This window comes from Bradyrhizobium sp. SPXBL-04 (genome assembly GCF_051853035.1).
Classification (GTDB): domain Bacteria; phylum Pseudomonadota; class Alphaproteobacteria; order Rhizobiales; family Xanthobacteraceae; genus Bradyrhizobium; species Bradyrhizobium zhanjiangense.
The window spans coordinates 4,928,569-4,953,598 of record NZ_CP182472.1; the positions used below are offsets into that span (position 1 = coordinate 4,928,569).

The 25,030-nt window shown below is 64.6% G+C and carries 23 protein-coding genes and 1 pseudogene; 13 read left to right on the forward strand and 11 right to left on the reverse strand.

The features are described 5' to 3' along the window. The first annotated feature begins 10 nt into the window (after nt 1–10). Together ACNJX8_RS23450 and ACNJX8_RS23455 are read left to right on the forward strand one after the other, a co-directional pair. On the forward strand, nt 11–1,021 hold the full coding sequence (locus tag ACNJX8_RS23450; RefSeq protein ID WP_439356901.1) for a polysaccharide deacetylase family protein: 1,011 nt from the start codon (nt 11–13) through the stop codon (nt 1,019–1,021). A gap of 7 nt (nt 1,022–1,028) precedes the next feature. Continuing rightward, nucleotides 1,029–1,580, forward strand: coding sequence for a dihydrofolate reductase (locus ACNJX8_RS23455; protein ID WP_164935067.1), 552 nt, complete (start codon nt 1,029–1,031; stop codon nt 1,578–1,580). A 2-nt stretch (nt 1,581–1,582) separates the two neighbouring features. Here ACNJX8_RS23455 and ACNJX8_RS23460 read toward each other — a convergent pair whose 3' ends face one another. Together ACNJX8_RS23460 and ACNJX8_RS23465 are read right to left on the reverse strand one after the other, a co-directional pair. Further along, nucleotides 1,583–2,035, reverse strand: a complete 453-nt coding sequence (locus ACNJX8_RS23460; protein WP_128934225.1) for a DoxX family protein — start codon at nt 2,033–2,035, stop codon at nt 1,583–1,585. A 301-nt stretch (nt 2,036–2,336) separates the two neighbouring features. Further along, a complete protein-coding gene (locus ACNJX8_RS23465; RefSeq protein ID WP_128941889.1) occupies nt 2,337–4,649 on the reverse strand; it encodes an NADP-dependent malic enzyme in 2,313 nt (770 codons plus the stop codon). Between the two features lie 451 nt (nt 4,650–5,100). On the opposite strand from ACNJX8_RS23465, the pseudogene ACNJX8_RS23470 reads away from it, so the two are divergent. Continuing rightward, nucleotides 5,101–5,496: pseudogene (locus ACNJX8_RS23470) on the forward strand (hypothetical protein); the annotation flags it as partial. Nucleotides 5,497–5,743: 247 nt separating this feature from the next. On the opposite strand, the gene aspS reads toward ACNJX8_RS23470, so the two are convergent. Beyond that, entirely contained in the window at nt 5,744–7,516 is a 1,773-nt protein-coding gene (aspS, locus tag ACNJX8_RS23475) for an aspartate--tRNA ligase (RefSeq protein WP_439356902.1), read from the reverse strand. Nucleotides 7,517–7,704: 188 nt separating this feature from the next. Here aspS and ACNJX8_RS23480 point away from each other — a divergent pair, with 188 nt between their 5' ends. The 6 genes from ACNJX8_RS23480 to rnd all read left to right on the forward strand — a co-directional run bounded on the left by ACNJX8_RS23480 (nt 7,705) and on the right by rnd (nt 15,047). Then, nucleotides 7,705–9,183, forward strand: a complete 1,479-nt coding sequence (locus ACNJX8_RS23480; protein WP_439356903.1) for a protein adenylyltransferase SelO — start codon at nt 7,705–7,707, stop codon at nt 9,181–9,183. 287 nt (nt 9,184–9,470) lie between these two features. After that, the gene (locus ACNJX8_RS23485) at nt 9,471–10,319 is read left to right on the forward strand and encodes a phosphodiesterase (RefSeq protein ID WP_439356904.1); all 849 of its coding nucleotides are present in this window, start codon (nt 9,471–9,473) and stop codon (nt 10,317–10,319) included. 1 nt (nt 10,320) lies between these two features. Next, a complete protein-coding gene (locus tag ACNJX8_RS23490; protein ID WP_164935066.1) occupies nt 10,321–11,271 on the forward strand; it encodes a carbohydrate ABC transporter permease in 951 nt (316 codons plus the stop codon). After that, nucleotides 11,268–12,137, forward strand: a complete 870-nt coding sequence (locus tag ACNJX8_RS23495) for a carbohydrate ABC transporter permease (RefSeq protein WP_128934231.1) — start codon at nt 11,268–11,270, stop codon at nt 12,135–12,137. Before ACNJX8_RS23490 ends, ACNJX8_RS23495 begins: the two co-directional genes overlap by 4 nt. Before the next feature lie 11 nt (nt 12,138–12,148). After that, on the forward strand, nt 12,149–13,483 hold the full coding sequence (locus tag ACNJX8_RS23500; protein WP_439356905.1) for an ABC transporter substrate-binding protein: 1,335 nt from the start codon (nt 12,149–12,151) through the stop codon (nt 13,481–13,483). 415 nt (nt 13,484–13,898) lie between these two features. Then, nucleotides 13,899–15,047: a ribonuclease D gene (rnd, locus tag ACNJX8_RS23505; RefSeq protein ID WP_439356906.1), complete on the forward strand. Its 1,149-nt coding sequence runs from the start codon at nt 13,899–13,901 to the stop codon at nt 15,045–15,047. A gap of 213 nt (nt 15,048–15,260) precedes the next feature. Here rnd and ACNJX8_RS23510 read toward each other — a convergent pair whose 3' ends face one another. From ACNJX8_RS23510 to ACNJX8_RS23530, 5 genes are all read right to left on the reverse strand, one after another. Then, nucleotides 15,261–16,643, reverse strand: coding sequence for an aspartate aminotransferase family protein (locus ACNJX8_RS23510; protein WP_439356907.1), 1,383 nt, complete (start codon nt 16,641–16,643; stop codon nt 15,261–15,263). 165 nt (nt 16,644–16,808) lie between these two features. Continuing rightward, complete coding sequence (locus ACNJX8_RS23515) at nt 16,809–16,976, reverse strand: hypothetical protein (protein ID WP_164940438.1); 168 nt, start codon at nt 16,974–16,976, stop codon at nt 16,809–16,811. Between the two features lie 32 nt (nt 16,977–17,008). Next, on the reverse strand, nt 17,009–17,572 hold the full coding sequence (locus ACNJX8_RS23520; RefSeq protein WP_128934234.1) for an isochorismatase family protein: 564 nt from the start codon (nt 17,570–17,572) through the stop codon (nt 17,009–17,011). A gap of 25 nt (nt 17,573–17,597) precedes the next feature. Further along, nucleotides 17,598–18,218, reverse strand: a complete 621-nt coding sequence (locus tag ACNJX8_RS23525) for a GNAT family N-acetyltransferase (RefSeq protein ID WP_091892890.1) — start codon at nt 18,216–18,218, stop codon at nt 17,598–17,600. Next, nucleotides 18,205–18,816: a hypothetical protein gene (locus ACNJX8_RS23530; RefSeq protein ID WP_091892888.1), complete on the reverse strand. Its 612-nt coding sequence runs from the start codon at nt 18,814–18,816 to the stop codon at nt 18,205–18,207. Before ACNJX8_RS23530 ends, ACNJX8_RS23525 begins: the two co-directional genes overlap by 14 nt. 77 nt (nt 18,817–18,893) lie before the next feature. On the opposite strand from ACNJX8_RS23530, the gene ACNJX8_RS23535 reads away from it, so the two are divergent. After that, a complete protein-coding gene (locus ACNJX8_RS23535) occupies nt 18,894–19,934 on the forward strand; it encodes a LysR family transcriptional regulator (RefSeq protein ID WP_128941880.1) in 1,041 nt (346 codons plus the stop codon). Nucleotides 19,935–19,942: 8 nt separating this feature from the next. Here ACNJX8_RS23535 and ACNJX8_RS23540 read toward each other — a convergent pair whose 3' ends face one another. Further along, nucleotides 19,943–21,121, reverse strand: a complete 1,179-nt coding sequence (locus ACNJX8_RS23540) for an autotransporter outer membrane beta-barrel domain-containing protein (RefSeq protein ID WP_439356908.1) — start codon at nt 21,119–21,121, stop codon at nt 19,943–19,945. Between the two features lie 380 nt (nt 21,122–21,501). On the opposite strand from ACNJX8_RS23540, the gene ACNJX8_RS23545 reads away from it, so the two are divergent. Beyond that, a complete protein-coding gene (locus ACNJX8_RS23545; protein WP_008551638.1) occupies nt 21,502–21,708 on the forward strand; it encodes a cold-shock protein in 207 nt (68 codons plus the stop codon). An 88-nt stretch (nt 21,709–21,796) separates the two neighbouring features. Here ACNJX8_RS23545 and purN read toward each other — a convergent pair whose 3' ends face one another. Beyond that, the gene (gene purN / locus ACNJX8_RS23550) at nt 21,797–22,450 is read right to left on the reverse strand and encodes a phosphoribosylglycinamide formyltransferase (protein WP_164939733.1); all 654 of its coding nucleotides are present in this window, start codon (nt 22,448–22,450) and stop codon (nt 21,797–21,799) included. Beyond that, a complete protein-coding gene (gene purM, locus ACNJX8_RS23555; protein WP_249761244.1) occupies nt 22,450–23,523 on the reverse strand; it encodes a phosphoribosylformylglycinamidine cyclo-ligase in 1,074 nt (357 codons plus the stop codon). The genes purN and purM overlap by 1 nt, the downstream gene beginning before the upstream one ends. 154 nt (nt 23,524–23,677) lie before the next feature. On the opposite strand from purM, the gene ACNJX8_RS23560 reads away from it, so the two are divergent. Both ACNJX8_RS23560 and ACNJX8_RS23565 read left to right on the forward strand, forming a co-directional pair. Further along, nucleotides 23,678–24,220, forward strand: a complete 543-nt coding sequence (locus ACNJX8_RS23560; protein ID WP_128934241.1) for a CDP-alcohol phosphatidyltransferase family protein — start codon at nt 23,678–23,680, stop codon at nt 24,218–24,220. Between the two features lie 93 nt (nt 24,221–24,313). After that, nucleotides 24,314–24,991, forward strand: a complete 678-nt coding sequence (locus tag ACNJX8_RS23565; RefSeq protein ID WP_128941876.1) for a DnaA ATPase domain-containing protein — start codon at nt 24,314–24,316, stop codon at nt 24,989–24,991. Nucleotides 24,992–25,030 lie beyond the last annotated feature (39 nt).

Here is a 25,030-nt window from a genome sequence, read left to right on the forward strand (position 1 = left end):
GGACAACACCATGCGCGTGGCGGCAGGACTGATTTTAGCAAGCGCGATGTCTTTGGCCATGACGGGTGCAGCATGGTCGCAGACCGCGGCAAAACCCGCAGCAAGCACACAAGCCGCACCAGCGGCGACACCGGCCGCTTCAGCGCCGGCGGCCGCTCCCGCAGTGGCGGCCGCACCAGCGGGCTTCGTCAACCCGCCGCCACCGAAACAGGCGCCGCAGCCGGCGCGCGCAGCCTGCAACACGCCGGGCGCGCTCGGCGTCGCCCGCACCGTCGAGATCGACACCACCGGCGGCCCCGGCTTCGGCTTCGAGCATTTCAAGGAGCTCGACTTCCTGCGCGATCACGAGGTGGTGCTGACCTTCGACGATGGCCCCTGGCCCAAGAACACACCTGCGGTGCTGAAAGCGCTCGCCGACGAGTGCACCACCGGCATCTTCTTCTCCATCGGCAAGCACGCGACCTACGAGCCGGAGATCCTGAAGCAGGTCTATGCGGCCGGTCATACGATCGGCGCGCACACCTGGTCGCACGCCAACCTCAACAACAAGAAGCTCACGGAAGCGCAGCGCAAGGATGAGATCGAGAAGGGCTTCAGCGCCGTGAAATGGGCGCTCGGCGGCATCTCGCCGTCGCCGTTCTTCCGCTTCCCGGCGCTTCAGCATCCGCCGGAGATGGTCACCTATCTCGGCAACCGCAACGTCGGGATCTTCTCCTGCGACATCGACTCCTTCGACTTCAAGGCCTCCAAGCCGGAGAAGGTGATCGAGACTGTGATGAAGAAGCTCGAGAACAAGGGCAAGGGCATCATCCTGATGCACGACTTTCAGAAGCACACCGCCGAAGCCCTACCCGAATTGCTCAAGCGTCTGAAGGCCGGCGGCTACAAGGTGGTGGCGATGCGCGCAAAATTCCCGGCGTCGACGCTGCCCGAATACGACCAGGAGCTGCTCAAGGACATCAAGCTGCCGACGGTAAGCCAGCGCCCGGTCAATTCCGTTGTGACGACCGTTTCCGAATAGAAGGCAATTGTCTTTCCGGTTCGAAGGCTACGTCATCGTCTCGGCGGACGGCATGCTCGCCGACGCGGCGCACGTCATGCCGGACAGTCTGAAGTTCGACGGCGACAAGCTGTTCTTTGAGCAGGCGCTCGATCGCGCCGCGCTGATCGTGCACGGCCGCAATTCGCACGAGCACCAGCCGAATTCGCCGAAGCGCAAGCGGCTGATCCTGACCCGCAAGATCAAGGCGTTGACCGTCGATCCTGAAATGCCGAACGCGACATTGTGGAATCCGGATCACGCGCGCTTCGAAGAGGCCTGCGCCTTTGCCGACGTCGCCTCCGGCATGGTCGCCGTCATCGGCGGCCCCGTGGTCTTCGACATGTTCATGGACCGCTACGACACGTTCTGGCTGTCGGAGGCGCCGCACGTTCGACTGCCCGGCGGCGAGGGCTGTTTTGTCGGCGTGCCCCAGCGGACCCCGCACGAGGTGCTCGCCTCGCACGGGATGAAGCCAGGGGCGCCGTACCTGCTCGACGCGGCGCATGAGGTGACTGTGACCCCGTGGCGCAGGACGTAGCGCTACACGTCGCCGTAGGCCGCCTCCGCCGGGCGCGTGGTGCGGCCGTAGCCGATGATCATGCACAGCGCGCCGATGATCGACAGATTCTTCAGCGCGTCGACCACCATCTTGGCGTTGTCGGGCGGCGCCTGGTTCCAGAAGTCATCGAACAGCACGGTCGCGACCGCGACGTAGATGATCAGCAGCATCGCGAACAATCGCGCGCCGAAATTCAGCGCGATCATCAGTCCGGCGATGATCTCGAGCCCGCCGACGGCGATCGCCAGGAGTTGCGGCGTGGTCATGGCAGTCGCCGTCTCGAGCTGCTTGGCGTAAGGCGCGACGACGTCGGGCACCACGAGTTTGGTGGCGATGAAGTCGGCGGTCGCCTGGATGGCAAAGAGCTTGGTCGCGCCCGTGTAGATGAACAGCACGGCGAACAGGATTCGCCCGAAAGTCACGAACGCTGGCATGATCGGCCTCTTGGCTCAGGCTTTTTGAAATCGGCGTCTTGACGCGAGTGCCGGGCGATTATGAAGAGTCGTGCGACAGTTTACAAACGGGGAAATCGCAAACCGTTTTGAAAAGATTGAAGCGCGGGTGCGCCGGAGGTCTGCTCCCTCGCCCCGCTTGCGGGGAGAGGGTTGGGGTGAGGGTGAGCCTCTGCGGGGACGGTGAGAGTTGGACTCGCGGAGAGTCCCCCTCACCCGGATCGCATCTGTCGATGCGATCCGGCCTCTCCCCGCAAGCGGGGAGAGGCGAAGAGATCGCGCCTCAGGTAAACAACGTCGGCTGCTGCCGCGCTGCCCGTTCCTGCGCCTCCACGACTGCAACAGCCGTCATGTTGAGGATGCCGCGCGCGGTCACCGAGGGCGTCAGGATGTGCGCCGGGCGCGCCGGGCCGACCAGGATGGGGCCGACGGGGAGCGCGTCCGCCAGCGACTTGATCATCTGGTAGGCGACGTTGGCGGTGTCGAGGGTCGGCATGATCAGGATGTTGGCCTCGCCCTCCAGCTTGGAGTGCGGCAGCACCATTTTCCGCGCAGCAGCTGAAAGTGCGGTGTCGCCCTGCATCTCGCCGTCGGCCTCGATCTCCGGATGCCTTTCCTTCAGGAGCTGGGTCGCCCGGCGCATCTTGCGCGAGGAGTCCGTGTCGTAGCTGCCGAAATCCGAATGCGAGACGAAGGCGATCTTCGGCTTGATGTTGAAGCGCTGCACATGGACTGCCGCGAGCGACGCGATCTCGGCGAGCTCCTCCGCGCTCGGATTGGGCCGCACCTGCGTGTCCGCGATGAAGAAGGCGCCCTTGCTCGTGATCAGCAGGGCCAACGCAGCGTAATCGCTGATGCCGGCTGAGAAGCCGATGATCTCGCGGACATGGCGCAGATGGCTCATATAGCGGCCCTCGACGCCGCACAGCATGGCATCGGCCTCCCCGCGCACCACGGCAAGCGCCGCGATGACCGTGTTGTTGGTGCGCACCACCGTGCGCGCCGCGTCGGGCGTCGCGCCGCGGCGGCCGGCGACCTCAACATAGGTCTGCACATAGGAACGGTAGCGTGGATCGTCCTCGGGATTGACGAGGTCGAAGTCCTTGCCGGCCTTGATCGAGAGGCCGAAGCGCTTGATGCGCGCCTCCACCACCGAGGGACGGCCGACCAGGATCGGCGTCGCCAGCTTCTCCTCCAGCACCACCTGCGTCGCGCGCAGCACGCGCTCGTCCTCGCCTTCGGCGTAGATCACGCGCACCGGCTGGGTCTTGGCCTTGGCGAACATCGGCTTCATGACGAGGCCGGAGCGGAAGGCGAAGCGCTCGAGCAGCGCGCGATACTCGTCGAAATTGGCAATGGGGCGCGTCGCGACGCCGGACTCCATCGCCGCCTTGGCAACGGCCGGCGCGATGCGCAGGATCAGGCGAGGATCGAACGGACTCGGGATCAACGAGCCGGGCCCGAAGCCACCCGCCTCACCGGTGTCGAGGCTGCCTTGGGAGACCGCATCCGACGGCGCCTCGCGCGCGAGCTGCGCGATCGCCTCGACGGCGGCATGCTTCATCTCCTCGTTGATGGCGCTGGCGCCGACGTCGAGCGCGCCACGGAAGATGAAGGGGAAGCACAGGACGTTGTTGACCTGGTTCGGATAGTCGGAGCGGCCGGTGCAGATCATTGCGTCGGGGCGCACCTTGCGCGCATCCTCCGGCATGATCTCCGGTATGGGATTGGCGAGCGCCATGATCAGCGGCTTGTCGGCCATCGCCTTGGCCATCTCAGGCTTGAGCACGCCGGGCGCGGACAGGCCGATGAAGATGTCGGCGTCGCCGATGACGTCGGCGAGCGTGCGCTTGTCGGTCTTCTGCGCATAGACCGCCTTCCAGCGGTCCATGGAGGTGTTGCGGCCCTCGTGCACGAGGCCGTCGATGTCGCAAACCCAGATGTTCTTGCGCTGCGCGCCCATCGACACCAGCAGGTTCAGCGTCGCAAGTGCCGCGGCCCCTGCCCCCGACGCCACGATCTTGACGTCGGACAGTTTCTTGCCGTTGAGCCTGAGGCCGTTGGTGATGGCGGCGGCGACGATGATGGCGGTGCCGTGCTGGTCGTCGTGGAAGACCGGGATCTTCATGCGCTCCTTCAAGCGCGCCTCGATCTCGAAGCACTCCGGTCCACGGATGTCTTCCAGATTGATGCCGCCAAAGGTCGGCTCGAGCGCCGCCACGGTTTCGACCACGCGGTCGATGGTGTCGGCGGCGATCTCGATGTCGAACACGTCGATGCCGGCGAATTTCTTGAACAGGACCGCCTTACCCTCCATCACCGGCTTGGAGGCCAGCGGGCCGATATTGCCGAGGCCGAGCACGGCGGTGCCGTTCGAAACCACGGCGACCAGATTGGCGCGGGTGGTGAGCGAGGCGGCCTCGGCGGGATTCTTGGCGATCTCGGTGCAGGCGGCCGCGACGCCCGGCGAATAGGCCAGCGCGAGGTCGCGCTGGTTGGCAAGCGGCTTGCTTGCCTGGATCTCCAGCTTTCCGGGCCGCGGCAGACGGTGATAGGCGAGCGCCGCCTGGTGGAGATCATCAGAGTAGGACGACATGCGGTGTCTCGCCTCGCGTTACCGGCCTCAAAATGTCTGAACCGGAGCGGCCGCCCGAGCGGACGGTATTTCCGGGCCGTGGAAACGGGATGAAGCACGGCAGCCGCCCCGGTGGCAACATCCGATTGCGACCCCATCAACAGGACGCGTGGTCAAATACTTGAAAACCATAGCTTTCCCTGGACCGCCCGGCGTTTCGCGAATATGCCAGGTTGCACGGTGCAAAACGAGCAACTGGAGCAAGGGAATGAAGCGAATCCTGATCGGCCTGATCGTGGCAGCCGTGCTCGGAGCGGGCGGATGGTTCGGCTTCAACCTTTACGCCAAGCATCGCGCCACCGCCGAGGTCGAGGCCGCGTTCGAAAGGATCCGTTCGAGCGGCGGCAAGGCGAGCCATGGCAAGATTGATTTCGATCTGCCCACTCGCACGGTGACGATCGAGGACATCGCGATCGCTCGCGGCCTCTTCACGACTGATCCGGCGCAGGCGATGGGTCAGGCGGCGCAGGTGGAGGCCGGTGCGTTCGAACTCTCGCTGCGCGACAGCGGCGGCGTCGATCTCGTCGTCGCGCAGTGCTCACGCATGCAGAATGTCAGCCGCGACGCCGCGCGCCGCGCCATCGTCGAGATGATCAGGGCGCAAGGCGAGAAGATCGCGGCGTCCAATGCCGACGTTAGAATGGCGGTCGATGCGCTCGCCGGCTTCGTCGAGACATCCGGGCAGACGCTGACCGTCAAGCTGACGCCCCGCGCCAAGGTGCCGCTGATGCAATTGATGCAGCTCTCGCAAAGCGATCCGGAGAGCGCGCTGGCACAGTTCAGGATCGAGGCGTCGACAGGGTTGTAGGGCTTATCGCTGCGAATGAGATGACAGCTGACCTGGCGAAAATCCCTTCCCGTCATTGCGAGCGAAGCGAAGCAATCCAGGCTGCCTCCGCGGAAAGATTCTGGATTGCTTCGCTTCGCTCGCAATGACGGGTGGAGAGAGCGGACCCAAAATCAGCAGATCGAATCGCGGAGAGTACCCTCTCACCCGCCTCGCATCTTCGATGTGACGCGGCCCCTCCCCCGCGTGCGGGGAGAGGCGAAGAGCCTCACTTCTGCGGCAGGTTCACCCGCACGTGCAGCTCGCGGAGCTGCTTGGTGGTGGCTTCCGACGGCGCGCCCATCAGGAGGTCCATGGCCTGCTGGTTCATCGGGAACAGCGAGATCTCGCGCAAATTCGTGGTGCCGCACAGCAGCATCACGATGCGGTCGACACCCGCGGCCATGCCGCCATGCGGCGGGGCGCCGTACTGGAAGGCGCGGTACATGCCGCCGAAGCGATCGACCACTTCCTGCTCACCATAGCCGGCGATCTCGAACGCCTTCACCATCGCTTCCGGCACGTGGTTGCGGATGCCGCCCGAGGCGATCTCGTAGCCGTTGCAGGTGATGTCGTACTGGAACGCCTTGATGGTCAGCGGATCCTGTCCCTTTAGCGCCTCGAGGCCGCCCTGCGGCATCGAGAACGGGTTGTGCGAGAAGTCGACCTTCTTATCGTCCTCGTTGTACTCGTACATCGGGAAGTCGACGACCCAGGCGAGCTCGAACCGCTCCTTGTCGGTGAGGTTCAACTCCTCGCCGACCTTGTTGCGGGCCAAACCGGAGAACTTCCAGAACTTGTCGGGATCGCCGGCGACGAAGAAGGCGGCATCGCCCTCCTTCACGCCGAGCTGCGCGCGGATCGCAGCAGTGCGCTCAGGACCAATGTTGTTCGCGAGCGGACCGGCACCCTCGCCGCCCTCACGCCACATGATGTAGCCGAGGCCGGGCTGGCCCTCTCCTTGCGCCCACGAGTTCATGCGGTCGCAGAACGCGCGGCTGCCGCCGCCCGGCGCCGGGATCGCCCAGACCTGGTTCTTGGGGTCTTCGAGCATGCGCGCAAAGACCTTGAAGCCGGAGCCGCGGAAATGCTCGGAGACGTCCTGCATCTCGATGGGATTGCGCAGGTCCGGCTTGTCGCTGCCGTATTTGCGCAGTGCCTCGGCGAAGGGAATCCGGCGCCAGCCCTTCGTCACCGGCTTTCCTCTCGCGAACTCCTCGAACACGCCGGTGATGACAGGCTCCATCGCCGCGAAGACGTCTTCCTGCGTGACAAAGCTCATCTCGACGTCGAGCTGATAGAACTCGCCGGGCAGACGGTCAGCGCGCGGATCCTCGTCGCGGAAGCACGGCGCGATCTGGAAATAGCGATCGAAGCCCGACATCATCAGCAGCTGCTTGTACTGCTGCGGTGCCTGAGGCAGCGCGTAGAATTTACCGGGATGGATGCGCGAGGGCACCAGGAAATCGCGCGCGCCTTCCGGCGAGGACGCGGTCAGGATCGGGGTGTTGAACTCGAAGAAGCCCTGCCCCTCCATGCGCCTGCGCATCGACTTGATAATTTCGATGCGGGTCATGATGTTCTGATGCAGCTTCTCGCGGCGCAGATCGAGGAAGCGGTACTTCAGGCGGATGTCCTCGGGATATTCCTGGTCGCCGAACACCGGCAGCGGCAGGTCGCCGGCCGGGCCCAGCACCTCGATCTCGCTGATGTAGATCTCGACCTTGCCGGTCGGCAGATCGTCATTGTCGGTGCCTTCGGGGCGACGCCGGGCCTTGCCGTCCATCCGCACCACGAATTCCGAGCGCAGCTTCTCGGCCAGCGAGAAAGCCGGCGAGTCCGGGTCGACCACGCACTGGGTCAGGCCGTAATGGTCGCGCAGATCGATGAACAGCACGCCGCCATGGTCGCGAACGCGATGGACCCAGCCCGAGAGGCGAACCGTCTCGCCGATGTTGCTCTCGCGGAGCGCGCCGCATGTATGTGACCGGTAGCGATGCATGGTCGTCCCAAAATCAATGTCGGAGGAAGCGAATCGGACGGCCTGTAACGGCCGGTCCGAAGTTGCGGCAGGGTTTACCCGACGAGGCCCAAGGCGGCAACCAAGGGAACGCGCTGTTTTGGGCCAGATGGGTCCATTTTCAAGGGCCGAGCCTTTGCCATCAGGCGTTCCAGCCCTATCTTGAGGCCATGACGGTCCATTTCCCCTTCCAGAACTCCTATTCGGCGCTGCCGGACAGCTTCTTCGCCCGCGTCGCGCCGACCCCTGTGGCGGCGCCCCGGCTGATCAAGCTGAACCGGCCGCTGGCGGTCCAGCTCGGGCTCGATCCGGATGCGCTGGAGACCCCGGAAGGCGCCGAAATTCTGGCCGGCAAGGCGGTTCCCGCCGGCGCCGACCCCATCGCCATGGCCTATGCCGGCCACCAGTTCGGGCATTTCGTGCCCCAGCTTGGCGACGGCCGCGCCATCCTGCTCGGCGAGGTCATCGACAGGGATGGCGTCCGCCGCGACATCCAGCTCAAGGGAAGCGGCCCCACCCCGTTCTCCCGCCGCGGCGATGGCCGCGCCGCGCTCGGGCCGGTCCTGCGGGAATACATCGTCAGTGAAGCGATGTTCGCGTTGGGCATCCCGACCACGCGCTCGCTCGCCGCCGTCGTCACCGGCGAGCACGTCATCCGCGAGACCGCGCTGCCCGGCGCGGTGCTGACGCGCATCGCCTCCAGCCATATCCGCGTCGGCACTTTCCAGTTCTTTGCCGTCCGCCGCGACACCGAGGCGATCCGCCGGCTCGCCGACCACGTGATCACCCGCCATTATCCCGAGCTGCTGCATGTCGAGCGGCCCTATCACGCCCTGCTCGCAAACGTTGTCGCGCGCCAGGCCGATCTGGTCGCGCGCTGGCTTTTGGTCGGCTTCATCCACGGCGTGATGAACACCGACAACACGTCCATCTCCGGCGAGACCATCGATTACGGCCCCTGCGCCTTCATGGATGCCTATAACCCAGCGCAGGTGTTCTCCTCGATCGATGAGATGGGCCGCTACGCCTATGCCAACCAGCCGCGCATCGGCCTGTGGAATCTGACCCGGCTCGCCGAATGCCTGCTGCCGCTGTTCTCCGACGATCAGGAGAAAGCAGTCGCCGAAGCCCAGGACATTCTCGGCGCCTTCGCCGAGACCTTCAGTGCGGCCTATCAGGCCGGCCTGCGCAAGAAGGTCGGCCTGTTCACGGAGCGCGACAGCGACGACGCCCTGATCCAGGACCTGCTCGATGCCATGGCCAAGAACCAGGCCGACTTCACCCTCACCTTCCGCAAGCTCGGCGACGCCACAGGCGATGAGTCCGGCAACGCCGACGTCCGCGCGCAATTCATGGATCCCTCGGTTTTCGACGAGTGGGCCAAGCGCTGGCGCGAGCGCATTGCCCTGGAGCCGCAGACCGCGGCCGAACGGAAAGCCGCCATGCACGCCGTCAACCCGGTCTTCATCCCGCGCAACCATCGCGTCGAAGCCGTGATCCAGGCCGCAGTCAACGATGACAATTACGCGCCGTTCGAGGAGCTGCTGAAGGTATTGGCCAAGCCGTTCGACGACCAGCCGGACTACGCCGCCTACGCCGATCCCCCGCTGCCGGATCAACGGGTGCTGCAGACGTTCTGCGGGACGTGAAAAATGCCGTTGGATGGGTAGAGCGCAGCGCACCCATCTTCCTCGGCGCCTCAACCATCCCTGCACTCGCGATGCTGATGGATTTGCCTGCGCTCGTCCGACTCTGCGCACTGCGATAGGCTCGATGCCGCAACGCGAGACGACCCCGTTGACCGCACTCGCCGTTCTGACCAACAATTTGCCGCGTCGGCAACCACTGTCATCAAACTGAAACACTCTCACTCTAACCGGCTGGCGGGCCGTCTTGCCGGAGGCGACCATCCTCCCAGAGACCTGACACGCGCGCCATGCCCTTCAAATTCATCCACCTCACCGACACGCATCTCGCGAATCCCGGGCTGAAGCTCTACGGCCTCGACCCGCGCGCTCGGCTGGATGCCGCCATCGCCGACATCAACAAGCATCAGTCCGATGCGGCCTTCGCGGTCGTGACCGGCGACCTCACCCATTGGGGCGAGCCTGAATCATACGCCAATTTCGCAGACGCGATGGCCGCGCTGAAGATGCCTTACATCGCCATGGTCGGCAATCACGACAAGCGAGTGGCCTGCCTCGACGGTCTTCGGTCCGCGCCGCGCGATCAGAATGGCTTCGTTCAGGGGACGCGCACCACCGAGCACGGCCTGTTCGTCTTCCTCGACACGCTGGACGAGACCAGCCACGCCGGCGAGATGTGCGACAAGCGCTCCGGCTGGCTCGAAAGCACGCTGGCCGCAGCGCCCGCTGACATGCCGTTCGTCGTCTTCATGCATCATCCGCCCTTCCCGGTCGGCGTGCTCGCGATGGACGAGATCGCGCTGAAGCAGCGCGGCGAATTCGCCGAGGTGATCGCGCCCTATCGCAGCCGCATCCGCCACCTCTTCTTCGGCCATGTGCACCGGCCGATCTTCGGCAGCTACGGCAAGATCCCGTTCTCGACGCTACGCGGCACCAACCATCAGGTCTGGTTCGAGCTCAATGCCAACGCGCCGCATCTGGCGAGCCACGAACCGCCGGCCTATGGCGTGGTGCTGATCGACGATGAGAACCTGGTCGTGCACAGCCACGACTTCCTCGACACCAGTCTGCGCTTCCCCTTCGACCCGCCTGCGGGAATGGACGGCCGCGACTATGCGCTCAAGTTTGCGGCGCGGTGAGATGAGCCTCGCCGAACCCGCGGCTCTCCCGGTCGCGACCTCGGCGGCACCGCGCCTGCACGTCCTGAAGCGCTTCGCCGCCGGCTTTAAGGCATCGCTACCGGCCTATCTGCTGCTGCTGCCCTCGCTGATCTTCCTCGCGCTGTTCACCTATGGCGCGATGGGGCGCGTGTTCATCGATGCGCTCTATCAGCGCACGACGCCGAAAGCGCCCGTCCGCTTCGTCGGCCTCGACAATGTCAGCGCGGTGCTTGCCGACCCCGCCTTCACCGGCGCGGTCGTCAACAATCTCATCTATGCCGTCGGCACGGCGATCCCGAGCATCGGCCTCGCGCTCTTGTTCGCGCTGGCGCTCGCGCGCACCAACGCGGTGACCAGCGCACTTCGCGCCGCGCTGTTCCTGCCGGTGCTGATCCCGATGGTGGCAGCATCCGCGCTGTTCCTGTTCATCTTCCTGCCCAATGTCGGGTTGCTCGACTACTACATCGGCCGGTTGCTTCCGGTGCTGCCGAACTGGCTGGGTGACCCCGACATCGCGCTGTCAGCGATCATGGTGATCACGATCTGGAAGAACGCCGGCTATTACATGCTGTTCTTCCTCGCCGGCCTGCAGGCGGTGCCGGAGGACGTCACGGAGGCCGCCCATCTCGATGGCGCCGGTCCGTTCCAGCGCCTGCGCTACATCATCCTGCCGGAGCTCAAGCCCACCTTCCTGTTCGTCACCGTGATCGCGACGCTCAATGCGGTGACGCAAGTCGACCACGTCTTCGTCCTGACCCAGGGTGGCCCGTCCAACTCGACCAATCTCGTGCTGTTCTACATCTACCAGCAGGCGGTCGAGCATTACGACGTCGGCAAGGCCTCGGCGGCGACGCTGCTGACGCTGGCCGCGCTGATGGGCCTCACCGCGCTTTCGTTCCGCACGCTGGCGAACCGCGAGGGCGGGCCATGAATCTGATCGACCGTCTGTTTAGGGATGCTCCGCTCGCCACGCGCCGCGAGATCACGCCAAAGCTCGGCTTCGTGCTGACCGTGCTGCTCGCGCTGGTCTGGCTGATCCCGTTCCTCTGGATGGGCGTGGCGACCCTGCGCCCGGCTTCCGACGGCATCAACCTGATGGCCGAGCTGATGCCGAGCCTGAAGCCGACGCTCGACAACATCAGGGATGCCTGGGAGATCGGCGACTTCCCGCGCTACACCCTCAACACCACCATCATCTGCACCGGCATCCTGCTGGTGCAGTTCGTCACGATCACGCTGGCGGGCTTTGCCTTCGCGCGGCTCGCCTTCGCCGGCAAGACGCTGATCTTCTACCTGTTTCTGATGCAGCTGATGCTGGTGCCGGTGCTGCTGATCGTGCCCAATTTGAGCCTGATCGCGCAGCTCGGCCTCTACGACACGCTCACCGGCGTGATGATGCCGTTCTTTGCCTCGGCCTTCGGCACCTTCCTGATGCGGCAAGCGTTCGAGGCCATTCCGACCGAGCTGGAGGACGCCGCGCTGATCGACGGCGCGGGTCTGTTTCAGCGCATCCGCCACATCTACGTGCCGCTGTCGCTGCCGAGCTTTTCGGCCTTCGCCATCATCTCCGTGACCAGCCATTGGAATGACTTCCTGTGGCCGCTGATGGTGATCAACTCGCCGGACAAGCGGCCGCTCACGGTCGGGCTCTCCGTCTTCACCAAGACGGCCGAGGGCACCCAGGCCTGGGGCACCATCGCCGCGGGCACGCTGATGGTGATCGCACCGCTGCTCGTCACCTTCCTGATCTTCCAGAAGCGCTTCATCAGCTCTTTCGTCACCTCAGGCATCAAATAGGAGATTTTCCGATGCTGTTATCCCGCAGGCTCATGCTCGGCCTTGCCATTGCAGGCACGATGGCCGGCGCCCTCGCCTTTCCGGCTCTCGCCGGCGAAGGCCCGACCGAGATCGATTTGTTCTTCCCCGTCCCCGTCGACGGCAAGCTTGCCCGCGACATGGGGACCTTGATCAAGGAGTTCAACGAGACCCATCCCGAGGTCAAGGCAACCGCCGTCTACACCGGCTCCTACGACGACACGCTGATCAAGACGCGCGCCGCGATCAAGGCCGGCAAGCCGCCGTCAGCCGTGATCATGTCGGCCAACTTCCTGCTCGACATGCAGATCGAGAACGAGCTCACCAATCTGGATTCTCTGATCGCCGCCGACGGCACCACCAAGGAAAAGTTCTTGGGCCAGTTCTTCCCGGCGCTACAGGGCAACGCGGTGATCAACCGCTCGGTCTATGGTGTGCCCTTCCACAATTCGACGCCGCTGCTCTACATCAACGCCGACAAGGCCAAGGAAGCGGGCCTTGATCCGAGCAAGCCGCCGCAGACCTGGGCCGAGCTCACCGACTGGGCCAAGAAGCTCACCAAGCGCGAGGGCGACAAGGTCACCCAATGGGGAATTGCGATCCCCTGCGCCTATGACTATTGCGGCTGGATGATGGAAACGCTCACCATGTCCAATGGCGGGCGCTACTACAACGAGGAGTTCGGCGGCGAGGTCTATTACGACACGCCCTCGATGCTCGGTGCGCTCACTTGGTGGAACGACCTCATCTCCAAGCACAAGGTGCATCCGCCCGGCGCTACGCCTGGACCTGCCGTCAGCACCTCCTTCATCTCCGGCAACGCCGCGATGATGATGCTTTCCGCGGGCTCGCTCACCTATGTGCGCGACAACGCCAAATTCAACTACAAGGTCGCCTTCATCCCGCGCAACGTCCGCAACGCCGTGCCGATCGGCGGCGCCTCGCTGATCATTCCGGCCGGCCTCGAAGCCGACAAGCAGAAGGCCGCCTGGACCCTGATCAAGTGGATGACCTCGCCCGAGAAGAGCGCCTGGTGGAGCCGCGCCACCGGCTATTTCGCGCCCAACATGGCCGCCTACAAGACACCCGACATGGTCGACTTCCTGAACAAGAACCCGGACGCCAAGACCGCCGTCGAGCAGCTCGACGTCGCAAAGCCCTGGTTCGCGACCTACAAGACCGTGCCGGTGCGCAAGAACCTCGAGGACGAGGTGATGCTGGTCCTCAACGGCAAGAAGCAGCCGAAGGATGCCCTCACCGCCGCCCAGAAGGCCGCCGACGAGACGCTCAAGCCCTACAACGCGGAGACGTCGCTGAAACTGCCGTAACGCCGGCAACTCATTGCGCAAACAAACTTCGGCGCTCCATCATGCGGGGCGCCGAATTCGTTTGGACGGCCGCTGCCCGTTAACCTGCCGTCCACCATTCGCCCGGCCCCGCCGCCGGTAACCATTGGAATTAACAGACCCTCAACGCACCCCAGACAAATTTAGCAATGTTTCTGAGGGGTTTCGCCGTGGATCTGTTGGTTTTCGAGTTCCTTGGACTGGCTCTGGTCGCCATGTGCGTGCTCGTGGTGGCGCTGCCGTGCGCCCGGAAATCCTCGCAGCGGGTCCGCTACGAATAGGATTTTTGTCGGAAAAATGCGATTTCGGCCCAAATGCAAGACTTGAATTCGCATCGAGCCCCTTGACATCACTGCACTTTCGGCAGAACGGCTGATGATCTCGTCATGGGCCGTTCATGGATTTGATTACCACCACTGCTGACCTCGCGGCTGCCTGCAGCCGGCTGGCCAAGCACCCCGTCATAACCGTCGATACCGAGTTTCTGCGCGAAACCACCTATTACCCGCTGTTGTGCGTGGTGCAGATGGCCAGCGCCGAGGAAGCCGTCGTCATCGACGCCCTGGCCGAGGGCATCGACCTCAAACCGTTCTTCGAGCTGATGGGCAACGAAGGCGTGCTGAAGGTCTTCCACGCCGCCCGCCAGGACATCGAGATCATCTGGCACCAGGCCGGCATCATCCCGCATCCGGTGTTCGACACCCAGGTCGCCGCCATGGTGCTCGGCTATGGCGACAGCATCGCCTATGACCAGTTGGTCGAGAAGGTCACCGGTCACCGCCCGGACAAGACTCACCGCTTCACCGACTGGTCGCGCCGGCCTCTCACCAAGGAGCAGATGCACTACGCGGTATCAGACGTCACCCACCTGCGCGACGTGTTCGCAGCGCTTGACGCCGACCTGAAGAAGCGCCGCCGCAGCGAATGGGTCTCCATCGAGATGGAGGTTTTGACCTCGCCCAGGACCTACGACTTCCACCCCGAGCGCGCCTGGGAGCGGCTGAAGACCCGGGTGCGCAAGCCGAAGGACCTCGCGGTACTGATGGAGGTCGCGGCCTGGCGCGAGCAGGAGGCGCAGAGCCGCGACGTGCCGCGCGGTCGCGTGCTGCGCGATGAAGCGATCAGCGACATCGCAACGCATGCGCCGACCACGCTGGACAAGCTCGCCCATCTGCGCTCGGTGCCGAAGGGGTTTGAGAAATCCAAATGGGGCGCGGACATCGTCGCCGCGGTCGAGCGCGGGCTGGCGCGGGATTTCTCGACGCTGCCGAAGCTGGAGAAGCCGCGCAACAACTCTAATGGCGCCGCCATCGTCGAGCTGTTGAAGGTGCTGCTGCGCATGACCGCGGAGCGCCATGCAGTCGCCAGCAAGGTGATCGCCACCGTCGACCATCTCGAGGAGATTGCAGCCAGTGACGAGGCCGACGTGCCGGCCCTGCGCGGCTGGCGCCGCGAGCTGTTCGGCGATGCCGCGCTGAAGCTCAAGCGCGGCGAGCTGGCGCTCGCGATCGAAAAGGGCCGCGTGGTCGGGGTGCAGCGGGCGTAGGCCCGCACCTCCCCTCAGTGTCGTCCCGGCCTAGTGCGCAATTGCGCACAGGGGGCCGGGACCCATTACCCCTGGGAGGAGTTTGGCGAAGATTCGCCATTCGGTACTTCTACGAACCCCGATCGATAGATCACGCGGTATGGGTCCTGGCTTTCGCCAGGACGACACCGGTGGATGTGGCTGGCTGCTTCGGCCACACTGACAGACTCGATCCTACCCCGGCGTCAGCTTCGCCACCTCCCCCTTCATGTCCTCCAGCACACCCGAGATCGCCGCGACCAGCTCGTCGATCTGGGCCTTGGTGGCGATCAGCGGCGGGCAGATGGCGATGGCATCGAGCATGTTGCGGGAGATCACGCCGCGCTCCTGAAGCATGCGGCTTGCGATGCCGCCGACAGCGCCGGGCGTAGCGGCTGCCGTCTTGCGCCCCTTGTCGAGCACGAGCTCGAGGGCGGCGATCATGCCGACGCCGCGGACCTCGCCGACCAGCGGATGGCTGGCGAGCTCGCGCAGCTTGCCCTGCATGTAGCTCCCCAGTTCGGCGGCATGCGCGATCAGACCGCGCTCCTCGATGATCTTCAAATTCTCCAGCGCAATCGCCGAGCCGACGGGATGGCCGCCCGCGGTGAAGCCGTGGCCGAGCACACCGATCTTGTTGCTCTCGTCAGCGATCGGCTCGAACATGCGGTCGTTCAGCATGATCGCCGACAGCGGGAAATAGCTCGAGGTGATCTGCTTGGAGACCACCATCGCGTCCGGCTTAATGCCATAGGTCTCGCAGCCGAACATCTTGCCGGTACGGCCGAAGCCGCAGATCACCTCGTCGGCGACCAGCAGAATGTCGTACTTCTTCAAGACCTTCTGGATCTTGTCCCAATAGGTCGCCGGCGGAACGATGACGCCGCCCGCCCCCATCACCGGCTCGCCGAAGAAGGCCGCGATCGTATCCGGGCCCTCCTTCTGGATCAGCGCGTCGAGCTCCTCGGCCCGGCGCGTCGCGAACGCCTCCTCGCTCTCGCCCGGCGCGCCGTCCTTGTAGAAATGCGGCGAGCCCGTGTGCAGGATGTTCGGCAACGGCAGGTCGAACGAGCGGTGATTGTTCGGCAGGCCCGTGAGGCTGGCCGAGGCGATGGTGACGCCGTGATAGGCGCGCAGGCGGCTGATCACCTTCTTGCGCTGGGGCTGGCCGAGCGCGTTGGAGCGATAGGCGATCAGCTTCAGGACGGTATCGTTCGCTTCCGAACCGGAATTGGTGAAGAACACCTTGCTCATCGGCACCGGCGCGAGTGCGACCAGCTTCTCGGCGAGGTCGATCGAGGGCCCGTGCGATTTGGCCGAGAATGTATGATAGAACGGCAGCGCCTGCATCTGCTTGTGTGCGGCATCGACGAGACGCTTCTCGTTGAAGCCGAGCCCTACGCTCCACAAGCCTGCCATCGCCTCGAAATAGCGCTTGCCCGCGGCATCGAACACGTAGGGACCCTCGCCGCGCTCAATCACGAGAGGACCGGCCTGCTGATGGGTGCGCGCGTTGGTGTAGGGATGGAGCTGGTAGGCCACATCCCGGGCCTCTGGCGAATTCGGCAGCATGGACATTTGCAGGGATCCCTAAAGTCGTGACGTCGCCGGCACAGCCAGCGTCATCACTTGATGATCAAGCCACTTGGCTATTGCGATGAGACAAAGCTTGCAACGCCAATTCGTCGGCAGCAAGCGCTCAGCAGCGTTGCACAAAGCCGCATATCGGGGATCGGGCAGCTCTCAAGCCGCGTCGTCGTCATCCCCATCGTCAGCGGCGGCGGCCTCCCTCACCTCAACGAGCGCCATCGAGAGCAGATAGACCGTCGTGGGCAAGCCGACGCGGCGCGCCGTCTCGACGGCACGCGACAAATCGCTTGCCAGCTCCTTGAGCTGTTCTCCCCGTGACAATGTTTCGACCCCCACCCGCCGATCGCGGCCGCCTACACCGCAACGGCGCCGCTGGTTCTGATCAGTTCGGCGCTGGAATGGATCGTAGCAAAATTCCCGATGACATTCACTACTGCACGCTTGTAGGCGGCGGCATCGCCGGTGCCCGGCTGCCGGCAGGCCACGGCGTCGGCGACCACCTCGTAGCGATGGCTGCGGTGAAACCCGTCCACGGCGGTGGCCAGGATGGTCTCGTCCAGGGAAAACCCGGCCAGCACGCAGCGCACATTGTGGATATTGGACATGTAGTCCACAAACCGCGACGAGCTGTAGGCCGACGGCAGCGGATGCTCGAACGTCATTTCTCCCGGACGCGGCTTCGCCTCCCCGATCCAATCGGTCAGCCTGGATGCCGGATTGAACCAGGCCGCCTGCGCGATGCGCTTCAAATGCATCACCGGCCAGAGATTGCTGCGCCACAGCGTCAGCAGTTCCAGGCAGCGCTCGGTGGCGGCATCGCCGTCGAGGATGACGTGGCGGCGCCCAGGGGTCAGATATTCGACCTGGAGGTCCGCGCAGATCAGGATCGGCGGATCATCGTGGATGGAAACCGGCATTGTCTTGCGCGCAGCTGCACCTGTTTCAACGGTCGGCGAGCGCGAGATCCCGCAGCGGCGAAGTCACCGCCCGCCCCGCCGAGGCATCCAGCACGCCCGGCCGGTCCCAATCGCCTTCGGGCCGGATGATCACATAGGGATCGCTGTCCAGCGTGATGGCGTCCGGCCCCGGCTCGATCTCCAGCAGCATCTCCGTGTAGGAGAAATCCGAGAAGGTGATCTTGCGGTTGTGGCCGAGCGGCTTGGCGCCGAAATGCGCCCAGAAATCGACCAGCCGGTCCTGCGCCTGGCCGTAGATCTTGCGGAAGCCCTTGCGCTTCACATAGTCGACGCTTGCCTGCACCAGCTTGAACGAGACGCGCGAGCGCCGGTACTGGTGACGCACCGCAAGCCGCTCCACCTTGGCGAAATCGCCGAAGAAGCGCACCCGCAGGCAGCCCGCGGGCTCGTTGCCGACGAAGCCGATGAAATGCGCGGCCACCATGTCGTTGCCGTCGAACTCCTCCTCGAACGGACAATCCTGCTCGGCGAGATAGACCGCAGAGCGGATCGCGGTGACCAACATCAGATCGCTGGGATCGCGCGCAAGGCGGATGGTGATGGCGCGGGAGTCGGGCTTGGCGAGAGGAATTCTAGTACCGTGCATCTGCAAAACTCCTTGCTTGGATGATCGCACCCGGCATGCGCATCGGCTGGCGATGCCAGGGGCGCTCGTAGCACCAGAGGTCGGGTTGGAAGCTTGGGACAGGCACAAAGCCGGTCGCCTTCATGATGTCGCGTCCGGCCACGGTTGACGGCTGCGCATAGCAATCGGCACCGCGAAACCTTAGCTGTCGCAGATGAGCCGCGGCCTTGCCGAGACCGGCGATACCGCGCCCTGTCGTCGCGATCGCCCAGATGTAGATGGCCGCGACGTCGTCTTTCGCGGACGCGAGATAGCGCGTCTCGGGCGCGGTGAGGCAGATCTCGTCGAGCAGCAGCGCATCGTGTCCGCGATCATTGAGGAACAGGAAGGCCATGCCGCCGAGCAGACGGCCCTTCCGGCTGAAAGTCAGGATGCTCTGAGGATCGAAGGTGAAATATCTTGCAAGCTCTGCTGAACCGATCTGCACGCCCGGCACCAGGCGATGCGCCATTTCCGAAAGCGCGGCGATTTCGGAAAATTGCGCGCAACGGACGTCCACGTCCGGGCTCAGCGGCAGCGCGTCGAAATCATGCCTTGCGGCAAACGAGCCTCTTTCCATACCGAGATCGCCCCTCTATCGTTTGCGACTTTCGTACCCCGCTATGAGGACGAGCTTAGCGGTTGGGGACCAAGAGTATGCAGCAGTTATTGCACCGGGGTGCTGCGATGATGCAGCACCGTGAAGAAGTCCTGGGTGCGTCCTGGGACGATTTGAAGCTGTTTTTAGCGTGCGCAAAATATAAAAGTTTTCGCAACGCGGCCGAAGAGCTCGGCCTCACGTCCACCACCTTGATGCGCCGGATCGACCGGCTCGAAGAGAGCATCGGCTGCAAGCTGTTCCTGCGCGACCAGAGCGGACTCACGCTCAGCGACGAAGGCACCGCGATGATCGCCGACGTCGCGCATATGGAGCGTCACGCCTTCAACGTCTTCCGTCGCGCCGCGCGTTCGTCGAATGACACCGCTGGCACCGTGCGCGTCGCGGTGACGGAAGGACCCGGCAATTTCTGGATCCTGCCGCGGTTGATCGATTTCCAGAAGACCTATCGCAGGATCACGGTCGATCTGCGCTGCGCGATGGAGCAGGCCGACGTCGCGCGGCTTGAATCCGACATCGCGATCCAGCTCGAGCCACCGACCAATCCGGATCTGATCGTCGCCAAGCTGGGCCGGCTGCACATCTATCCGTTCGTCTCCAAGGAGTACGAGGACCTCTACGGCGTGCCGGCAACGCTCGCCGAACTCAAGAACCACCGCATCATCAAGCAGAGCGCGCCGCAAGTCGATGACGGCGCCTACGCCCGCGTGCTCGGGCTGAAGTCGCTGGAAGGCGTCGTCGGGATCAAGACCAACTCCTCGGTCGGCGTGCTCTATGCCGTCGAGCGCGGCGCCGGCATCGGCTTCCTGCCGACGGTGTCGATCGCGCTCGGTGCGCCGCTCGTTGCCGTCGATCTTGGCGTCAGCCACCACGCCGATCTCTGGCTCACCTATCACAAGGAGTTCCGCACCTCCGAGCGGCACAAGATCGTGGTCGACTGGCTGAAGAAGATCTTCGATCCCAAGACCTATCCCTGCTTCCGCGACGAGTTCATCCATCCGAACGCGCTGGTGCCGATGATGACGGCCGCGCGCGAGGGTTTTGGGCTGACGGGCTATGCCGCGGCAACGCCGGCGTAAGTTTCAGCTCACCATTTGTATTCGAAGCCGACCGTGCCCTGGTGCGAGGTGAGCTCGTTGCGGAACTTGCCGTCGTAATTGACGTAGAGCCGCGCGACGCTGGTCAGGCTGAGCGAGGCCGAGGCGCCGGCATCCATGCCGTAGCGGCTCTCGCCGATGCCGGGGACGACGATGCTCTGGGTCCCCAGGCTGACCTGGACCGATCCGAGGTCCTGGTGGAAATTGTCGACGAACTTGCCGTAGGCGGACAGGTCGAGGATTTTCTGGTCGATGATGAAGTAGCGGCCGATCTCGGCCCCGATCATGACGCGTGCGCGCGACAGCGCCGTCGCGCCGACGTTGAGCGGATCAAGGCCGCCGGCCTCCTGGAACGCCGCGCTGGTGGCGCGCACATATTCCAGCGCGCCCTTGGGCACGATGCGCATCTGGTCCTTGGTCCAGTAATAGCTGATCTCGGTCAGCGCACCGTCGACCGCGGCGCGATAGCCCGCGTTCGCAACGCCGAAGCCAGTGTCGCGGCTGGAACGGACCTTGCCGAATCCGTGCACCACCGCAAAGGCCCAAGTCCAGGGCCCCTTGTCGATGGAGCCGTTGAGGCCGATTTGGGTCAGGTCGAGTGTCGCCGACTGGAGCGCCAGCGGCACGTCGATGTCGGTGTGGCTCTGGTCGACCGAAAAGCCGATAGTGACGCCGGGTGCGAGCCGCGCGCCGATGCCGGCGACACCGCCAAAGGTCTTGCGCCTGTCGCCGAGGAAGTCTCCCTGCGCATCGGTGCGGACCGAGATGCCATAGCCCTCGAACCAGGTGCGGTAGCGCGAATCTTCGGTGCTCGCCGATGCGCCGCCGCCGCCGGGATTGGTCCGGGATGCCCGGTTGATGCCGCTCGATGCCTGGTTGCCGAGGCGCTCCAGGAAACCTGAGCCGAGATTGAGCGTGCTGTTGCCGGCCGACTGGTCGTAGTTGGTCGAGGTCGGCATCGGGACCGGGGTCGGAGACGGCGTGGGTGTCGGGGTCGGCGTGGGCGTCGGCGTCGGACTTTGCGCGAGGACGGGCGTCGCCGCCGACACCGTCACGATGAACGCAAACGTCATAAGGGCAAAGGTCGTCGCGACCGCTGCCGCGACGCGGCGGACGCGGTTCAGCCCGATCGTCTGCCGTGTCCCTGGTGGCTGCACTGTGCAGCGCATGACGACAAATCCCAAAGCAAATGGCGGCGCGCAAAAATGCAACAGGAGCGGCGCACGCATGAGGTGATTTGCGCCGAACTGTTACGGAGGGTCAACCAGCTGACGCCTCCCGACGAGGGGGATTGCTCCTGATTGTGGTTCCCCGGCCACAGGTCGAAAATTGCACTCGAGCGTGTCCGGTGCGATCTTGAAATTCGCGCCCTGCTTGCTAACGCGCGCTTTTCATGTTGCAATATTGGCCACAATCGGAATTGGCCGCTCGGCTGTGCGTTTCGCGACATTAAGACTCAAGACTCGAACAGACTTCCGGAAGCCCGTTTGTGGCGTGGCACGCGAAAAAGCGGCCGCGTCTTTTTTCTATCTAGTGGAGGAGACTAGCGATGCCGCAAAAGGGCACCGTCAAATGGTTCAACCCGACCAAGGGCTATGGGTTCATCAAGCCGAACGGCGGCGACAAGGACGTGTTCGTCCACATCTCCGCCGTCGAGCGCGCCGGACTCTCGACCCTCAACGAGAACCAGGTGGTTGAATACGACCTCGTGGAGAACCGCGGCAAATCATCCGCGGAGAACCTCAAGGTCTCCTGATTTCTCTCAAAGCTACGCGCGAGAGATCATGACGTTGCCCCCGGCTCTGCCGGGGGATTTTGTTTGGGAAGTCAAAAGCAACGTCGCTTCAGCTCACCACCGGCGAAACCAAAAAATTCTCCGACGGCCCGCTGCCCGCCGTCCTGCACACCTCGCCCTCGATCCGGACCTTGCCGGCCGCGAGCAGCCGCAGCGCCTCGGGATAGATGCGGTGCTCGACTTCGAGGATGCGCTCCGAGAGCGTGTCCGACGTATCGTTGTCGCTGACGGGCACGGCGCCTTGCATCACGATCGGGCCGGCATCGGTCTCAGGGATCACGAAGTGCACCGTCGCACCGGACAGCTTGACGCCGGCACGCAGAGCTTGGCCATGCGGGTCGAGGCCCGGAAAGGACGGCAGCAGCGAGGGATGGATGTTGAGCATCCGCCCGTACCAGGCCTTGGTGAACTCCGCCGTGAACAGGCGCATGAAGCCGCCCAGACAAATCAGCTCGATGCCGTGCCGGTCGAGCGCAGCCTGCAGCACCTTTTCGAAACCTGCGCGGTCCTTGCCGAACGGCTTGCTCTCGATCACCTCAGTTGTCACGCCGCTCGCCCTGGCCCGTTCGAGCCCCAGTGCATCGGCCTTGTTCGAGATGACCAGCGAAATCTCTGCCGGAAAATCCGCGGCAGCCGCTGCCTTGATCAGCGCAGCCATGTTGGAGCCGCGGCCAGAGATCAGGATGGCGACGCGGCGCTTCATCACAGCGCCAGGTCGAGGTGGCCGTTATAGACGACGCGGTGCTCGCCTTCGGCCGGGATCACGGTGCCGAGCTGCGCCACGGTCTCGCCGGCATCGGTCAAGACCTTGACCACCTTGTCGACCTGGTCAGGTTCGACGATCGCGATCATGCCGATGCCGCAATTGAAGGTGCGCAGCATTTCCAGCTCGGCGATGCCGGCCTGCGCGGCCAGCCATTTGAACACCGGCAGCACCGGCAGCTGTGCAAGGTCGATGCCGACGCCGAGGTGCTTCGGCAGCACCCGCGGAATGTTGTCGGTGAAACCGCCGCCGGTGATGTGGGCGAGCCCCTTCACCGCGCCAGTCTCGCGGATCGCACGCAGGCAGGATTTGACGTAGAGCCGCGTCGGCGTCAGCAGCGCGCCGCCCAGCGTCATCACCGGCGCGAAAGGCGCTTGCGCCTCGAAGCCGAGGCCGGATTGTTCCACGATCTTGCGCACCAGCGAGAAGCCGTTGGAGTGCACGCCCGACGAGGCGAGCCCGATCACGGCGTCGCCCGCCGCGATGTCCTTGCGCGGCAGCAGCGTGCCGCGCTCGGCGGCGCCGACGGCAAAGCCGCCGAGATCGTAGTCGCCGTCCTTGTAGAGGCCGGGCATCTCGGCCGTTTCACCGCCGATCAGGGCGCAGCCGGATTCGCGGCAGCCCTCCGCAACGCCGGCAACGATCGCGGCGGTGGCCTCGGGATCGAGCTTGCCGCAGGCGAAATAGTCCAGGAAGAACAGTGGCTCGGCGCCCTGGACCACGAGGTCGTTGACGCTCATGGCGACGAGGTCGATGCCGATGCCGCCATGCAGGCCGGTCTCGATCGCGATCTTGACCTTGGTGCCGACGCCGTCGGTCGCGGCAACCAGCACGGGGTCCTTGAAACCGGCCGCCTTGAGGTCGAACAGGCCGCCGAAACCGCCGATCTCGGCGTCGGCGCCGGGCCGTGCGGTGGCGCGCACCATCGGCTTGATCAGGTCGACGAGGCGGTTGCCGGCGTCGATATCGACGCCTGAATCGGCGTAAGTGAGGCCGTTTTTGCGGTCGGTCATGCCCGATTTCCAGTGGGTTTGCGGCTGGTTACGTCGAATTCCGGGGACGCGCAATGGCTCGCATGGCGCCCCGCCCTATACTATGTAGATATCAACCGGTTCAGCCTCCGAGGGGGCCGGATCTGAGGTCAATCCGGGTGCCGGGAAGCGCCGCGTGAGTATTCCGAACATCATTACCCTGGGCCGCATCATGCTGGTCCCGATCATCGTCTGGGCCATCGTGTCGAGCCAAATGGAGGTGGCGTTCGCGGTCTTCCTGATCGCCGGTATCAGCGACGCCGTCGACGGCTTCCTGGCCAAGCGCTTCAACATGACGAGCGAGCTCGGCGCCCTGCTCGATCCGCTCGCCGACAAGGCGCTGCTGGTCTCGATCTACATGGCGCTCGGCATCTGGGGGGCGATTCCGCGCTGGATCGTCATCCTCGTGGTCTCGCGCGACATCATGATCGTCGCCGCCGTGATCGTATCCTGGCTGTTCGACCGGCCGGTCGAGATGAAGCCCTCGAAGGTGTCCAAGCTCAACACTGTGGCCCAAGTGGCGTTCGCGGCATTGGTGCTGGCCGCGCTTGCCTTCGGCTTCAAGCCGGCCCCCTATGATATGATCCTGATGGGCCTCGTCACGGTCTTCACGCTCTCGTCCGTGTCGCTCTATCTCGTCGAGTGGCTGCGGCACATGAGCACGATCGAGGCCAAATGAGTTGGGATGCGGCCCCGCAAAAGGCCAACTCCCGCTCGATCAAGTCGAATCTTTTCCAACGAGGCCGGCGCGCCGGCATGGAGCAAGGCAAGCGTGGCAGGCCGCGTTCATCCCCGACAATTGGCGTTTTCGCTTCCGCATGCGGAAAGCCTCAGTCGGGACAATTTCCTCGAGGGCCCCGCCAACGTGGCCGGCCTCGGCCTGATCGACGCCTGGCCGGAATGGCCGAACCGGATCATGTGGCTGGCCGGCCCCGAAGGCAGCGGCAAGAGCCACCTCGCCGCGATCTGGGCCGAGGAGGCTGGCGCCCGCTCGACCACGGCCAATGCCCTGACCGCCGCAGCGGTCCCGGGCGCGCTCGCCACCGGGGCGCTGGTGGTCGAGGATCTCAAGGCGAAAGAATTTGACGAGCGCGCGCTCTTCCACCTGATGAACCTCGCCCGTGAGGATGGCGCCTACGTCCTCTTCACCGGGCGCGAGGTCCCGGCATCGCTCGAGATCGAGCTTCGCGACCTGCGCTCGCGCCTGCGTGCCGTGCCGGCGGTCGCGCTGCTGCCGCCCGACGACCAGCTTTTCCGTGGCCTGATCGTCAAATTCTGCGCCGACCGCCAGCTCACGGTGGATGAGAGCGTGGTCAGCTACCTCGCCACCCGCCTGGAGCGGTCCTCGGCCGCCGCCCGGCGGGCTGTGGAATTGCTCGACAGCGAGGCCCTGCGGCTTGGGCGCCCCGTCACCCGGGCGCTGGCCGCCGAGCTGCTTCGGGATGCCTGACCGAACCCCGCTCGCCTCCGAGGCCGCTTGACGCGGCGG

Excerpts from the sequence above, each read along its gene's own strand:
- ACNJX8_RS23450 (WP_439356901.1), top strand. The coding sequence starts at position 11 with ATGCGCGTGGCGGCAGGACTGATTTTAGCAAGCGCGATGTCTTTGGCC.
- ACNJX8_RS23460 (WP_128934225.1), bottom strand. The coding sequence starts at position 2,035 with ATGCCAGCGTTCGTGACTTTCGGGCGAATCCTGTTCGCCGTGCTGTTC.
- ACNJX8_RS23465 (WP_128941889.1), bottom strand. The coding sequence starts at position 4,649 with ATGTCGTCCTACTCTGATGATCTCCACCAGGCGGCGCTCGCCTATCAC.
- aspS (WP_439356902.1), bottom strand. The coding sequence starts at position 7,516 with ATGCATCGCTACCGGTCACATACATGCGGCGCGCTCCGCGAGAGCAAC.
- ACNJX8_RS23480 (WP_439356903.1), top strand. The coding sequence starts at position 7,705 with ATGACGGTCCATTTCCCCTTCCAGAACTCCTATTCGGCGCTGCCGGAC.
- ACNJX8_RS23485 (WP_439356904.1), top strand. The coding sequence starts at position 9,471 with ATGCCCTTCAAATTCATCCACCTCACCGACACGCATCTCGCGAATCCC.
- ACNJX8_RS23490 (WP_164935066.1), top strand. The coding sequence starts at position 10,321 with ATGAGCCTCGCCGAACCCGCGGCTCTCCCGGTCGCGACCTCGGCGGCA.
- ACNJX8_RS23495 (WP_128934231.1), top strand. The coding sequence starts at position 11,268 with ATGAATCTGATCGACCGTCTGTTTAGGGATGCTCCGCTCGCCACGCGC.
- ACNJX8_RS23500 (WP_439356905.1), top strand. The coding sequence starts at position 12,149 with ATGCTGTTATCCCGCAGGCTCATGCTCGGCCTTGCCATTGCAGGCACG.
- rnd (WP_439356906.1), top strand. The coding sequence starts at position 13,899 with ATGGATTTGATTACCACCACTGCTGACCTCGCGGCTGCCTGCAGCCGG.
- ACNJX8_RS23510 (WP_439356907.1), bottom strand. The coding sequence starts at position 16,643 with ATGTCCATGCTGCCGAATTCGCCAGAGGCCCGGGATGTGGCCTACCAG.
- ACNJX8_RS23520 (WP_128934234.1), bottom strand. The coding sequence starts at position 17,572 with ATGCCGGTTTCCATCCACGATGATCCGCCGATCCTGATCTGCGCGGAC.
- ACNJX8_RS23525 (WP_091892890.1), bottom strand. The coding sequence starts at position 18,218 with ATGCACGGTACTAGAATTCCTCTCGCCAAGCCCGACTCCCGCGCCATC.
- ACNJX8_RS23530 (WP_091892888.1), bottom strand. The coding sequence starts at position 18,816 with ATGGAAAGAGGCTCGTTTGCCGCAAGGCATGATTTCGACGCGCTGCCG.
- ACNJX8_RS23535 (WP_128941880.1), top strand. The coding sequence starts at position 18,894 with ATGCAGCAGTTATTGCACCGGGGTGCTGCGATGATGCAGCACCGTGAA.
- ACNJX8_RS23540 (WP_439356908.1), bottom strand. The coding sequence starts at position 21,121 with ATGCGCTGCACAGTGCAGCCACCAGGGACACGGCAGACGATCGGGCTG.
- ACNJX8_RS23545 (WP_008551638.1), top strand. The coding sequence starts at position 21,502 with ATGCCGCAAAAGGGCACCGTCAAATGGTTCAACCCGACCAAGGGCTAT.
- purN (WP_164939733.1), bottom strand. The coding sequence starts at position 22,450 with ATGAAGCGCCGCGTCGCCATCCTGATCTCTGGCCGCGGCTCCAACATG.
- purM (WP_249761244.1), bottom strand. The coding sequence starts at position 23,523 with ATGACCGACCGCAAAAACGGCCTCACTTACGCCGATTCAGGCGTCGAT.